Origin of the sequence: Edaphobacter dinghuensis, assembly GCF_014640335.1 — a bacterium.
Taxonomy (GTDB): domain Bacteria; phylum Acidobacteriota; class Terriglobia; order Terriglobales; family Acidobacteriaceae; genus Edaphobacter; species Edaphobacter dinghuensis.
The window spans coordinates 88,101-100,794 of sequence record NZ_BMGT01000004.1; the positions used below are offsets into that span (position 1 = coordinate 88,101).

Below are 12,694 nucleotides of genomic sequence, written 5' to 3' on the forward strand. Positions count from 1 at the left end.
GAGCCGCAAATGCTTCTGCCGATCAGTTCCAGCGAACTGCAGTAAGAAACTTCTGCGCTTCCATGCCGAGGGCGTATGCGTCCTCCGAGCTCCACAGCTTCGCATGACCGAAGTCAATGTAGATGCCCGGATAAGGACGATTGCCGAAAGCCACCATTGCACCAACATGCACGTACCAGCCTTCCGATTCACCTTCGATTGCGAAGGAAATCAGTGACCGGAAACGCTTGGGGATCCGTTCGTTCTTTCTGTCTTCATCCCATGCCGTTCTGTCGCAAAACGACTCACCCTGGAGCAGATTCTTGCAGTGCGCATTCACGGCCTGAATGAGTGAGGTGACCGTGACATTCTTGCCGCTGTCCTTTTCCTCGAGCGAAAAGCCGGTAACAGTGTCTTGCGGGTTCATATACTTCCAGTCCTCTCGTAACGCTTGAGCATGGGCCGATCGAGCGCAAGGCGCTGAATCGAAACTTCCCGCATGATCGATATTTGCTGGTGATGGGTTTATGCATCTTGCGGTTTGGGCGATGCCAGATAGGGCGTCGCCTGGGGCACGTACATGGAGTCGAGTTACACGCCTCGCAACGTGCCGTCATCGCGACGGTCATCGACTGACACCGATCAGCGGTTCACGTAAGCCCGGACAATGGCGATCTGCTCGCTGCGCGTCTTTGCATCAAAGGCTTCGTGCCCATAATCGTTTCGTGCAGCGTCCCACGCGCTCACAAACCCCGGCTTCGGCTTGAGCTGCCCAAAAGTGATCGTGATCTTCATGAATCTCCTCCGTTACTGTCGTGCCCGCGGCGACGGTACTTGTCCTTGCAAGCGCTGTTTCGAGTGCGATTGTTTCCGGGACAATCTTCTTGCGTGTGAGAGCACGAGCGCGTCAAATGTGCCGCCGAGAAATGCCTCGACGCTACCAGCCAAATGCGTTTATGTGCTTTGGCATCGCCCTGCAAATGGCAAGCAGTTGCTGGGCATAGGACTGAGCGCGGTTGAGCCTTGCGTGTGCATCTTGCTTTTCCGAAGCGGGCGCGTGAAAGTACGCGAAGTGTGCTTCTCTCCAGGCGAGATGAGCGGCATCATAGGCCTTCCATTCGGGAGTTTGCCTGAATGCCTCCTGCAACCTGGCCGAGCGAGGTTCGACCGGAGCTCCGATTTCATATCCCATAGACCCTCCTGTTTTTGATGTCATCGGGGTTGGCTGTTTTGGATGAGTTGTCCAAAGAGTCGGGAGATGCTTATCGCAGGTCTTCGTCTTGTTCAAGCACGGCTTCAACCCAGTCCCAATATCCGCGTTGCGTGTTGCCACGCCAGATCCCAGACTGAAGGAGTCCCTCTCCGTTGTCTTAGGCCGCAAGGCGGTCCGGGTCCGCGAAGAGCTCTGCCTGCATCGAAAACATGCGCTGCGGGATCCTTCGGCTGCGCGCCTGCTCGAAGTCAGCGAGAACGATCTCAGTGATAACCGAGGCACCCTTCCAGCCCCCTGCGGAGACCGATGTGTCGATGCCGCAGTTGGGTTCGAGCTCGATCGATGTCTCGCCGACGAATCGCTGATACTTCTCTGAAGTCGCCTGCAAGAAGGTTTGCCGCCCACTAAGCCGGAAGGGCGCGGACGACTGGGGAACGATAAAAACGCCGTGCTTTGCCCGATCGCTGGCAATGTCGATCACCTTGTACTCGAACTCGCTGCCGGAATAGCGAGGAGCCTTCCCCGGTTGCTTGATGCGCCCAAATGGCGGGTTGGCAATGACGCAGTCGAAGCCTGTGAGATGGGGCGGCAGGTCCAGTACGTCGGCCCGAACCCAGGTCGCCTCTGGAAGAATTTTCTTCCCGACCGCAATGTAGTCTGGATTGATCTCGACGCATGTGATCTGGGGCAGGTCCGAACTCCATGCACTGTGGCTATATGCTGCATAGGCGAGTGATCCGATCCCGGCGCAGAGATCGAGGATGCGACCGCCGAAGGTCTCGATGGCGAAGTCGCGCGCGAGCGCGGTCGGTGTAAAGAATGCGCCTGCAAGGCCGTTGATATGATTGGCGCTCTCCTGCCAGTGGTCCAGCACGAAGAGGCGGTCATCGTCGGTAAGCACGTCCTTGCGAAGCAACTCGCAGGCCTCTGCATGCAGGGCCGCCTGCTGCTTGGTCAGTTTTGACATGGAAGTTCCTTGAACTCCGGGCACGGAGACGGATTGGATTGTGGCGGGAAGGGCCGAATGGGTTCCATCGCGGGTCGTTGACCCTCGACAGGCCTTTCGGATCTTGCGAGGCGACTGCCAATCGAGGCGCCGCAGATGAAGTCTCGGTAGCGCCTCCCCTGGAATGGAGTCAGTCAACTCGCGATACGATACCGGACCCATCAATCTGCGTGTGACGGCAACGATCGACCACGAATCCGTTGTAGCTTCGCTGTTCGTATTCAGCGGCGGGGACCAGGAAATAGAGGATCTCTCCTTTTGATTGCCCCTTCGAATCTCTCCCTCCGATCGAAGCGGCGACGCCGATCATGCCTTCCGGCACCCATGATGCCCAATCGCCCCAGGCGGCGGTTACAATCCAGTCCCTGGCGTGCTCTGCCTCGAAGGCGTTTCGATCACGGATATAGGACTCTCCAGGGAGGATCGATCTGCCGGTAAAGCGTTCGTAGGCGTCGGGACGCCAGTTCTTCAGGGTGTTGTGTGCAGCCTTGACATCATTGGCCTCGAACGACTCAGGGAAGACGACTGCTACCTTTGCCCACTCAACGTCTTGTTCATACCACCCCGAGTCGGCACGCATGTAGTCGGGTATTCTCTGGTTTGGTTCAGGGAAGACTCGAATGCCGCCGTGGCCAGCTGTAGAGACCTCAAAGATGCCTTCGGTCAGTTGTTTGATATGCTCCGCCTGACCCCAGGGAGTATCGCGGATGGTGTAGTCGTCCTGCTGAAGCGAGGAAGGCATCGTGGCTCTCCTTGGATTTGAGCTGTTGAGTGAGGGATGTTGGAGCGGGAGGCTAGAAGGTGTGGACAGGCCAGTTGTATTTGTTTGAGACGCTCTCGGCATAAGCCAGAGCGTCCTCACGAGTATGAAAGTCGCCGATGCAGTTGACACTGCCTAGTTTGAGGTGTGCGTACACGGAGAAGAATTGCGGGGTCTCGTCATTCACCTCGCATACGGTCCCGCCGCTCCCGTCCGGCTCTTCGACGACACCATGAACTTCCAGGCAGTCGTACTCCTCCGGGTCTTTGATGATGGTTTCGGCATATCCGCCGAATGCAGCTTCTGATGGAATCATGGCTTCCTCGAGGACAACATAGCGAGTGACGGTTCAGGAGGGGTGACGGGATGACAGAGCGCGCCGCACTCGGGGCATTCGCCGGAAGGAACGATCTCGCCGGGGGAGACGCGGTCGTTATAGTTCTGGATATCCTTCAGCTGGTGCTTGGACCAAGTCATGCCGCAGTTGCTGCATTCCTGGTCCTGAACGAAATCATTCAGTTGGGCAATCATCTCTCGCCAATGCCTGTCGCCACCGCTGATTTTGAGAACTTCAGCGATCTCTCCGCACCTCTCGATGCGCTCGCGCGCGCCGCTATCGTCCAGGTCTTCGCCGTCGACTTCCATCTCCAGAGTGGTCATAGCGCAGCCGAGAAGCCACTCGATTGTTTCCCATTTCAGTTCCATGATTTGACTCCGCGAGGTTCTGGTTTATGCAGGATGGGCTCGCCGGGTTGCAGCGACGATGCGTAAGTAAGAAAAAGGTGATGCGCACCGAACTCCCACAAAGTAAACGGTGGTGTCATGATCGCGTGAAGTAGCCGTACACGCAGCGCATCCCTCCGCGGGAGCAATTGTGCGTGTCGTGAAGCTCCCCATCGATGACCGTCGTCAGATGTCGCGAGACGCGAACAATGAGGGTGCCTCGGGGCAGCTCGGATGCGCGAAGATGCACGCGGCAACCCGATCCGATGGACATCGTTGGCACCCACCTCCACCCGAGAGACTGGAGATAACGGCTGTAGGTCTCCCGAAACACACCCTCGCGGCTGCTTGATTTCTTCCGTTTTCGCTTTGTAATACGCTCCGTGATGGCAAGCGCATTTAGAGCGTCATAGACTTCGCGATAAGGTTTAGCCGTAGCGATGGCGATAGCTCTGGTCACGCAGTCGCGAGCGGGACCACGAAAGCCGGCCTCGGCTCGGCCGCCGTCGTTGAAGTTCCATTTCATGGGGGGCCTCACAGGGAGCGGCTCACGCGGCGCGTTGTTTCTGACTGCGGAGGCGTGAGCCTTGAAAGACGCTTGCAATCGCCGCGCTCCGCACACCGAAGCGAATCCTGCGTTCAATGAACTGTTGCCATGCTCGGTCGAGCTCATAGGCGAGAAGCGGATGTTCGATCCAGACGAGATCCTCGAAGCCAGGACAAGGTGTCTGGAGGAACTCGTCCGGAGATGAAACGAATGTCTCGAGTACGGGATCGACGAGATCGATGATGTCGGCAATCGCCATCAATTGTTCGGGGCTCGCCCATAACGACGGAGACGCGATGAGGTCGGTGTAGTCCCATGTTTCACCGTTGCCGGTGAATACGGGAGACTCTACCGCGCCGAACATGTGCTCTGTCGGCGTTGAGCGCAACTCCGATTCCAGCCGCGTTAGAGGTCGATCCTTTCCGACAACGGCACGTAGGCGGTTGGAATCCATGCTGATCGACGTCTCGGGACAGAAGTGGCGAATCGCCCGAATCAACCCTTCGGACCGGTGATTCTCGATTCCGATTCCAAGCAGATGGACTTGAGGAGGTTTTGCTGCTTCAAGGAAGTGAAACAGCGCCTCCGGAGTGGTGGCCGCTTTTCGCATCGGCATGGCTGGTATCAGTGGAAGACCGGTGACGTTTTGGGCGGCCTTGAAGAATTCTTCGTGAGACTTTTCCCCGATCTGCAGAGGAAGGAGAAGTCTCGCGCCGGTCGCAGCTATCGCAGTGAGATCTCTCCGATGCGTAGTCAACCTCGCCAGGGTCTTCTGCTGATCGCCGACCTTGTCCGGAACCACCAGAAGAGCCTTTTCTCTCAGCGCGGATGCCAGGTGAAGATAGAGCTTGAGCCGGCGTCTCCACTCGGGTTCGGTGATGGTGACCTTGGTCCGAAGTCCAGTGGGCGTAACAGCCACCTCGCTGAAGGCGCCGCTGTCGACCATGACCGGCTGCCCCAATTGAATCAAAGCGTCGATTGCCGTCTGGTTCAGGCGGTTAACGGATACCCCGATCGGAATCGCGACATGTGCAAAGCCGCGAATCTCGCTCTCTCGGTTTACGCCGGATGCAAAGACCTGCACGTCGCCTGGAAGCGGGCTGCGAAATGCGGAGAGGTCAAATAACATCGTGCTCTCCTCGGTTGGTAATAAATGCATCCGGGGGGAGGCGGGGTTCTAGCTTGGAACCTCGTACAGAGAGTCGACCGTCCACTTCGGTGCGTAGATCAAGGCAGTATCGAGATCATGGACACGGATCCGATCGACAAAGCTCGTATCGCTTGCCTCAATCTGCTGTATGATCCCCGTCATCAGGTCGTCGAAATAAGCCCACAGGGTATCGCCAAAGATGCTCTGCTCAAGAGCGACGTACCGGACCGGCGTGTCGGGAATGATGAGACCGTTCTCGATTGCGGTAGTGTTGCTGAGAAGTTCGGTAAGCCTCTCGATCCTCCTGATGATCACGTCGTTCCTCTCGGAGGTATGGTCTCCGGAGTGACGGGCATTTCCAGGTTTCGACCTGCGGCAGGATGAATGGCTGGATTCTTTCGAAGAACATCCCATAGGAGAGCTCCTTGGTGAATTGAGGATCGATGTCGGGTGTCGTGAGTGAGCAGCTTTATGGAAAAGAGGGCCAACCCGCGGCGATAGGTGGCGCAGGCATCAGGATTCTTCGTCGAGCTTCGCAGCGACAAAATCCCAATAGCCGCGCTGCGTGTCGCCGTTCGCCACCTCGTGCTGCCATTGAGCACGTGAGCAACCCGGATGTTCCCCATGCACACCGAATTTGTCTATGAGCTCGGCGGCGCCAGGCCTGTTGGCGTCTCCCACCTGGGATGGTTTCTGGCTGTTCTGCAGCAACTCGATCAGCCGTGAAAGCATGGTGAACGGGACCTCCAGGCGGCAGCGCTCCACGACACCGCGTGAGGTGATCGGTTCGAAATAAATTACGTTGTGTTGCGGGATCGGACTGACGACCAGGCCGCACATGCGGCCGTAGCCGTTGCGCCCAAGAAAGACAAGATCGAGAGACTTATCGATAGGGAGTATGTTCATTTGTTCCTTATTCCGGCGGTATGCGAGGGGCGGAGATGTCTATTGCTTCATCAGCAGGCGGAAGAGCCGATCGATCCGGGCAGCGGTGCGCGCCCGAATCCGAAATTTTCCGATTTGAAAGCAGGGAGACTGATAACCGAGTCGGCGAGCCAGTTCCACTTTGGTGAATCCCTCAGCGAGCAGGGTACGAATCTGCCGCCAAGTGGCATCGGCCTGAACGAGTGCGCCATCACTCGCCGCCTGATTTGAAACCGCGAGAATTCTTTCCTCTGTTCTTTTGCAGATTTTCGTCTGCCTGCCCGACCGAACTCGGGAGACGACCGCTTCTGCGACATCTGAGGCCACAGCGATAGCGCGGCGACCTACGCCTTGCCTTGAGAGTTTGAGAATGTGCCTGCGCGCGGAGTTCGCCGGGACGAGGCCGTCCCAAGGGCCTGAAGCACGGGCTTTGGCTCGCTTTGCCTCGTATCGCGCATTGACAGCTCTGCACGGCAGGCAGCGGCATCCCGCTTTGTATTTCAAACGCGTGCCGTGCGGCTTGTCTTTTACGAGTCGGTTGGGCTGGGGAGGAGTTCTGGAATGCATGAACAGTCCTACATGAGAGCGCCGGGTTAGCGCGTCTGAGTCAGTCGTTGTGTGCTTTGGAGCAGATCAGGATTGGGTGTGGGGAACTACTGCTCCGACCGGTCAAGAGGTCTGTCGTCAGGAAACAGACTTGCTCTCGCCCCCCACGGCAAGAACGGCTGCGGATTCCCCCTCGAATAGAATCTCGAGGGCGGAGATGATGAACAGGTGCTGCAATCCCTTATGGCGGAAGCGTTCCTGTGCGGCCTGCTCGGCAGAAGATGGAGTAATCTCGAGCTTTTGATTCAACTGTTCCGCCGCCCAGCGTTTGCCGGCTTTCATGGCCCTTCCAATGTGATCGGGTGCCATGGGGTTCTCCTTTCAACGGGCCGCAGTGCTCCTCACCCGTTTGGCGTGAAGAAGGCTTTGATATCTGTTTCGAACTGCCTCTACGGTGAGCTATTTCGCGGGCATAGGTCCTCCGTGGGAGTCGAGAGACTCACGCGTAAGGAACAAGAGAAACGAGAGACGAGGCTAGTCGTGAGGTGTACGGATTGCGCGCCGACGGCATCGACCTTTTCGAGCGCTCACAGCCTTCGATCTGTTCAGGGGAGAAGACTACACGGATGACTTCAGGCAGCTGCGTCGAGAGTTGCCGGCTCCGCGGCGAAGAGCTGGGGCAGCCGGGGAAAAATCTCGTCTTCCGTGGCGAGCCCCTGTTCGAGGATGGAGTCCAGAATGAAATCGAGCATGTCCAGCATGTCCTCCGCAACTTCCACCTGCTCATAGGTGGCTGCGGAACCTTCGCTGATTCCGAAAAGTGCGTGCTTCTGTTTGCGCAACAGCACAAGATCGATGTCGCACTCAAGCCGGACTCGAATCTTCGTCGAGCTCTCTTGGGAAGGTGAGGGTGTGACGGAGGCGTCGGTAGTGATCTCCGGTAGCGGAGACACCCGCGCATTGTGCAGATGAAGTGTTGGTTTCGTTTCGGGCATGGTTGCTCCTTTAGCTCCGTTACAGGTTCCGGCTAGTAGCCAGCGTCTTCCATGGCTTCGCAGAACTGATCGAGGGCGATGTTCGATCGCTGCTGTGACTCGATATCTTGAGTCACGTTTTGAACTGCGGTGCAGTCCATTTCAGCGATGAATTCGATGAGGGTGCGCTTTAACATCGGAGACTGCTCCCTGGAAGAGAATGGTTTTTTCGCGTGTGCAGCCATCGCAGTCAATCGGAGTGAAGAAGGAGTCTCGCCGTGGGCTGGAGACCCTTTGCTTCGAGGGCTCGACAACGCGACGCCACTTCCTCAGCCGCTGTGCGCATGCGCTGGCGCCAACCCGGCGTCCTCCATACGGCGTGATCGAAGTGCTCGACGACAGTGCTCCGCCAGCGGATGACTCCATTCTGGTCGATCGTCAGATGTTCGATGCCGAAGAGAAATGGGGCCGTGTATCCCTCACGCTTCGTGGCGTTGTCATAAAGTGCCTGGAACAGGGTGATGCCGGCTTCATCCAGCCGATTGTTAACAGCAAGCTCGACGAGTTTAAGGTGCTGAGGGGCAAGCGTGTCGCCGTCGTGGGTAGCTCTCAGGATCGCAATCGCCATCTCGGCAACCTGATCCCGAGTGAGAAGAGATAGAGGTTTCATATGGTAGTAACTCGAAAGGAACAGAAGTCGGAGCAGGGACATACCTGTCCTTACCGGAGGAAGGCTCGTGTGGAGAATAGCCTGATGTCAGGTTCTGCGCAGAGGTGCGCTATTCCGCTATGAGCCGTGGCAACTCCCATTTCCGTAATGTCGAACCGCCGGGTCCTACAAGGGAGAAGCCCAGGAGGTTGACTCGGAATGCGAAGAACACTGGCATAATCGCGTCACTGAGTTCATCCCCCGTGCAGCTCTTCAGTTCTTCCCAATAGACTCTATCTTCTTCGGGGAGGCTCGCGGCGGCATAATCGAGAACGGTTTCGGCTCTATCGTCCACGCTTTGAAGCATGTGCTCGAGACGGTACCCACTACAATTCTTCAATTCCGATTCAATCGCGAGCGATGTCATCTTCTGCATCGTCTGTGCCGAGGAAAAAATGCTGTAGATGAGCCTTTTCTGCTGAGGTGAGAATTCATCTATGCGCGCCAGATCCACAGCAACCTCGAACTGTTGTTTGAGGCGAAAATGAGCGGGCGCAATCAGATCCGTGCGGGGAGTGCTGATTTGGTTTACTCGTCTCGTACGAACCGAAATGTCAGACACGGCAGCTCCAAAGATGCCTTATTCCTCTTTCAGAACTTGAGCGGGGTCAAGGCGACACAATTCGATTGCCGTAGGCGACATGGAGGCTCCTACAACAGTAACGATCGCAACGCACGCAACGAATACCGAGCTTTCCTCGAATAGCACTTTCTGCGTAAGAATGGATATCAGGAATGGGCGGATCATGAACATAACAACGATCCCTGAGAGCACCGATACAAGAGAAATCTTTCCGATGAACGATCCTAATAGTTCCAGGATGCGCGATCGCGAAGAACCGAGTGCAAGCCGGATGGCCAAGTCCCTGCGCCTGGTATCAATCCATAATGCAACTATGCCGGTGAGACCAACGCCCGCCATGAGAAGCGCGATGCACCCAAGCGCAACGGCAGCATCCGCGTTAAAACGTTGGGTAGCGGTTGATGCATCTTCCATTTGTCCAAGGCTTGTGATTCGCGCTACTTCAAACGCCACGCCTGAGCCTTTGATTGCTGCCAGAATCTCTTTGCCTGCTGTCTCTTCGTTGCCTCTTACCTTTACAACAAGCTGAAACATTCCCTCCGGATAGGCGCTAATCGGCAGATAAATCTCTGGACGAATAGGTTTGTCGAGACCTTCCTGGCGCACACCATGGATGACACCGATGACCTGAACCTTCGCGGTCGAACCATCATCTAACGATAAAAATGCGAATTGACCAACCGGATTGCTCTGGTGAAATGTGACCCGCGCGGCCTCTTCGTTGATAACGGCCTCGCCGATATCGGGATGACTTGTAAACAGACGGCCTGCTTGCAAGGCGATGTTGAGTTGATGAAAATAGTTCGGCAATACCCGCGAGACCGCGACGTATCCTTCCGGCTGAACCTGATGCAAGCTCGCCTGGGATGTAGCCATTGGTGAGAGACTGCTGAATCCTCCCAGAGGCACTGCTGTGGCAGCGGTCACAGACACTACATTCGGCAACGAACTCACGCTCTCTCTCATCTGCTCGAGTGCGATCAGGGAGTAAGCATCCCGGGCCTGTTGCCCAGTCTCTTTCTGGCTCGGTTGTGGGACGATCTCTGCGACCACATTTCCCATGGCATTGTAGCCTTTGCTGCTTTCGCGATATAACGCCAGAGCGTCCGTTGCGATACGCGCTGCAGATAATGCAAGCACGCATGTCACCCCGACCTCGATACCGACTGCGATAGTCCTTGCGCGCTCTCCAAGGCGGGTCGTACCTCGCGCCTGCTTTATGGACGAGGTTAAAGTCCTGCCACTCTGCTGGGCGATTAGTAGAAGCAGGAACAAAAGAATGGCATTGCAAACGATCCATGCAACACCGACAGCTGTTACGGGCGCCGCATCCAGGTAGACGTCATCAAAATGAAGCGTATTTGGGATCGGCAGATTCATGAGCAGCCGCGGCAGACACGCGACAAGGGCTAATGACAGGAAGACCCCGGCCGACGAGAGAACTCCATACTCAAGCCACTGCTGAAAGGCCGCCGAAGTTGCCGTGGAGCCAAGCGCTATTCGTACTCCCGCATGATGTTGATGGCGCATAGCCTTCGCAAGAAGGAGTCCACAAACGTTAAGGACCATGACCCCAAAAATCAACAGTGCGAGTGCATTCAGCTCTCGTAAAAAACCAACGATCGGACGGTTCAAATATTCAACAAGCGGAATCGCCTGATATTGGCTCTTCGCAAGGAGGTCGGCCACCGCGGAAGGCATGGATCGGATGGCGATAGCCGCAGTTGCCTGTGCTGCGGACTGGATGCTTTTCTGGCTGTTTCCATTTCGCGCCTTAGCGATCACGTTCACGAAGCTAAAGGCCGACTGATCTCCTGCGTTGAGTTGAGCATCGAGGGAAGTTATCACGTCTGGCTGTCTGTCCTCTGGAAAGACCACGCCACGCGGAATACTTCCTTGGTAGATATATTTTCTGGATTCCAGAGTGATGACGTCGCCTTTGTGTGGCGCGTTTGGGAGTTCTCCTATGGTCTTGTCCGAGAAAAGCACCGCAGGTATCCCTGCATTCGTTGACCCATTGAATGAGACGGCGATTTGGGGATATCCGAGCAGATCGAATAAATTGTTTGTCGCTGCCGTGACGTGAATCCTGCGGGGGAAAGTGGCCCCTGGAAGCATCGTCTCCGAGGTTCTCCAGGCCGCAATGGTTGCCTTGTCCTCCAGCTGATCGCGCCAGGCCGCCATGATTGGAGCGACAACAGAGCCGTCCTTAACCATGTCGGACACTGAGACCAACCGGAGCAGGCTTGCACGATCCTGATATGGAACTCTGTGGTCGTGGTTGGCCGCCATGATAGCGACAGAGAGGGATAAGGCGCAGAAACCAACCAGGAATACCAGGAACAGGACCGTGGACTTCCAGGGATTTCTCACAATATTTCGAAAGACAAGTGGCATGAGGCGCATATTTGAAAGTCCTTCAAGGATGGTGCGCCTCTGTGTTACATCCACTTGTGCAAGGATTTACCAGCTGGCGACCAACGGGCTCAATGCATCAGAACCTAGATGATACTCCCATTTAGAGAGACGTAACCCGTCCGAAGTGATGATCTCGCCTGGAGCCGCAAAGTATCCGAATATCTGATCCTTCGGAAGTTCGAGAGAATAGAGGTAGTCGCCGCTGGCGGCGTCATAGCAATCGACGAGGTTGACACTGTCATGCTTGGCTCGCGCTGCGGTGGAAACGTACAGAATTCCTTTTTGCACGTTCGCAGCTTTGATGGGCGGAGCCAATCCTTCATCGGCTTGGATCGCAAAGGCTCCATGTTCCTTATTTAATAAGACGGGCAGAGAATGCGGATCAATTGTCTGGCGCAGATAGACCTTTGAGCCGTCAAAACCAAATGACGCGAGCGTGTTTTGGTAGCGCGAAAGGTAGAGGAAATCAGGCTTACCTGGATCCTGGATCAACAAGCCATCTAAGGTGAGGCCATCCTCAAATTGATGGGTCAAGAGTTCAGCGGACTGAATACACTCTGAGCCGTTATCGTCGCAAATTGAAAACATCTGATGGGCGTGAGGCACATTGATGTAGACGATGTGAGAGTTGCCGCCTGTCAGACTCAGAGTTCGAAAATCTAAGGGTACTTTCCGGCTGTTTTTTACAACATAGGCGGAATGATTGGGATCGGTTGCGACGATATTGCCCTGATCATTCACGCTGAAATCTGTGGTGTGGTCATCGTCCGAATTGACCGGAAGGTCGCTGAGCACGGTGCCTGTCCGTGATAAGTGGATGAATTGACTATGACCATTCTGATCGAAATCGAGTGCAACTATGCTGCCATCTGTTAAGAATGCGACTTTGACGATCTTGTGGAATAAGCTCCGGTCCGAGACCGTCCAATCTCGGCTATAGCTGATGTTCTTCCATACCCTGGCTTGCATCTGCTGAGGCGCTGGTACATACCCGGAAGCATATTGCGGGATGTCTTCAGATAGCACAACTTGGGGAGAAGATGGGTTCCATCCTGTGAGTCCAACCGCAAGTGCTACCACCACAACAACGATAAGCCCGGTCCCGTAAATTTTCGTGGACGTCATTGGGTACACCTCAGTGCGTTAATCCCGTCTCGTCAAT

Annotated in this window: 19 protein-coding genes; 1 reads left to right on the top strand and 18 read right to left on the bottom strand. The window is 55.8% G+C overall.

Annotation, left to right across the window (positions count from 1 at the left end; all coding sequences use genetic code 11):
- Positions 1-22: 22 nt before the first annotated feature.
- From IEW09_RS16540 to IEW09_RS16590, 11 genes are all read right to left on the bottom strand, one after another.
- On the bottom strand, positions 23-406 hold the full coding sequence (locus IEW09_RS16540; protein WP_188555370.1) for a hypothetical protein: 384 nt from the start codon (positions 404-406) through the stop codon (positions 23-25).
- Between the two features lie 215 nt (positions 407-621).
- Positions 622-774, bottom strand: coding sequence for a hypothetical protein (locus IEW09_RS16545; protein WP_188555371.1), 153 nt, complete (start codon positions 772-774; stop codon positions 622-624).
- Positions 775-916: 142 nt separating this feature from the next.
- Entirely contained in the window at positions 917-1,171 is a 255-nt protein-coding gene (locus tag IEW09_RS16550) for a hypothetical protein (RefSeq protein WP_188555372.1), read from the bottom strand.
- Positions 1,172-1,349: 178 nt separating this feature from the next.
- Complete coding sequence (locus IEW09_RS16555) at positions 1,350-2,159, bottom strand: class I SAM-dependent methyltransferase (protein WP_188555373.1); 810 nt, start codon at positions 2,157-2,159, stop codon at positions 1,350-1,352.
- A gap of 169 nt (positions 2,160-2,328) precedes the next feature.
- Positions 2,329-2,940: a DUF7007 domain-containing protein gene (locus IEW09_RS16560; RefSeq protein WP_188555374.1), complete on the bottom strand. Its 612-nt coding sequence runs from the start codon at positions 2,938-2,940 to the stop codon at positions 2,329-2,331.
- Positions 2,941-2,992: 52 nt separating this feature from the next.
- Positions 2,993-3,274, bottom strand: coding sequence for a hypothetical protein (locus IEW09_RS16565; RefSeq protein ID WP_188555375.1), 282 nt, complete (start codon positions 3,272-3,274; stop codon positions 2,993-2,995).
- Positions 3,271-3,663 carry a hypothetical protein gene (locus tag IEW09_RS16570; RefSeq protein ID WP_188555376.1) on the bottom strand — a complete coding sequence of 131 codons (393 nt, stop codon included), beginning with the start codon at positions 3,661-3,663 and terminating at the stop codon, positions 3,271-3,273. The genes IEW09_RS16565 and IEW09_RS16570 overlap by 4 nt, the downstream gene beginning before the upstream one ends.
- 115 nt (positions 3,664-3,778) lie before the next feature.
- Entirely contained in the window at positions 3,779-4,219 is a 441-nt protein-coding gene (locus IEW09_RS16575) for a hypothetical protein (protein WP_229739403.1), read from the bottom strand.
- A 10-nt stretch (positions 4,220-4,229) separates the two neighbouring features.
- Positions 4,230-5,357, bottom strand: coding sequence for a hypothetical protein (locus tag IEW09_RS16580; protein ID WP_188555377.1), 1,128 nt, complete (start codon positions 5,355-5,357; stop codon positions 4,230-4,232).
- A gap of 48 nt (positions 5,358-5,405) precedes the next feature.
- Positions 5,406-5,693 (bottom strand): hypothetical protein, encoded by a 288-nt coding sequence (locus tag IEW09_RS16585; RefSeq protein ID WP_188555378.1) that lies wholly within the window; start codon positions 5,691-5,693, stop codon positions 5,406-5,408.
- Between the two features lie 198 nt (positions 5,694-5,891).
- Positions 5,892-6,284, bottom strand: coding sequence for a hypothetical protein (locus IEW09_RS16590; protein WP_188555692.1), 393 nt, complete (start codon positions 6,282-6,284; stop codon positions 5,892-5,894).
- A gap of 42 nt (positions 6,285-6,326) precedes the next feature.
- Here IEW09_RS16590 and IEW09_RS16595 point away from each other — a divergent pair, with 42 nt between their 5' ends.
- Entirely contained in the window at positions 6,327-6,533 is a 207-nt protein-coding gene (locus tag IEW09_RS16595; protein ID WP_188555379.1) for a hypothetical protein, read from the top strand.
- Between the two features lie 453 nt (positions 6,534-6,986).
- Here the strand turns inward: IEW09_RS16595 and IEW09_RS16600 are convergent, their stop codons facing one another.
- The 7 genes from IEW09_RS16600 to IEW09_RS16630 form a co-directional block, all read right to left on the bottom strand.
- Complete coding sequence (locus IEW09_RS16600; protein WP_188555380.1) at positions 6,987-7,217, bottom strand: hypothetical protein; 231 nt, start codon at positions 7,215-7,217, stop codon at positions 6,987-6,989.
- A 263-nt stretch (positions 7,218-7,480) separates the two neighbouring features.
- On the bottom strand, positions 7,481-7,843 hold the full coding sequence (locus IEW09_RS16605) for a hypothetical protein (RefSeq protein ID WP_188555381.1): 363 nt from the start codon (positions 7,841-7,843) through the stop codon (positions 7,481-7,483).
- A 32-nt stretch (positions 7,844-7,875) separates the two neighbouring features.
- Positions 7,876-8,019: a hypothetical protein gene (locus IEW09_RS16610; protein WP_188555382.1), complete on the bottom strand. Its 144-nt coding sequence runs from the start codon at positions 8,017-8,019 to the stop codon at positions 7,876-7,878.
- Positions 8,020-8,072: 53 nt separating this feature from the next.
- Positions 8,073-8,492 carry a hypothetical protein gene (locus tag IEW09_RS16615; protein ID WP_188555383.1) on the bottom strand — a complete coding sequence of 140 codons (420 nt, stop codon included), beginning with the start codon at positions 8,490-8,492 and terminating at the stop codon, positions 8,073-8,075.
- 109 nt (positions 8,493-8,601) lie between these two features.
- A complete protein-coding gene (locus IEW09_RS16620) occupies positions 8,602-9,093 on the bottom strand; it encodes a hypothetical protein (protein WP_188555384.1) in 492 nt (163 codons plus the stop codon).
- 18 nt (positions 9,094-9,111) lie between these two features.
- A complete protein-coding gene (locus IEW09_RS16625) occupies positions 9,112-11,520 on the bottom strand; it encodes an FtsX-like permease family protein (protein WP_188555385.1) in 2,409 nt (802 codons plus the stop codon).
- Positions 11,521-11,577: 57 nt separating this feature from the next.
- Entirely contained in the window at positions 11,578-12,657 is a 1,080-nt protein-coding gene (locus IEW09_RS16630) for a hypothetical protein (RefSeq protein WP_188555386.1), read from the bottom strand.
- Between the last annotated feature and the right edge of the window lie 37 nt (positions 12,658-12,694).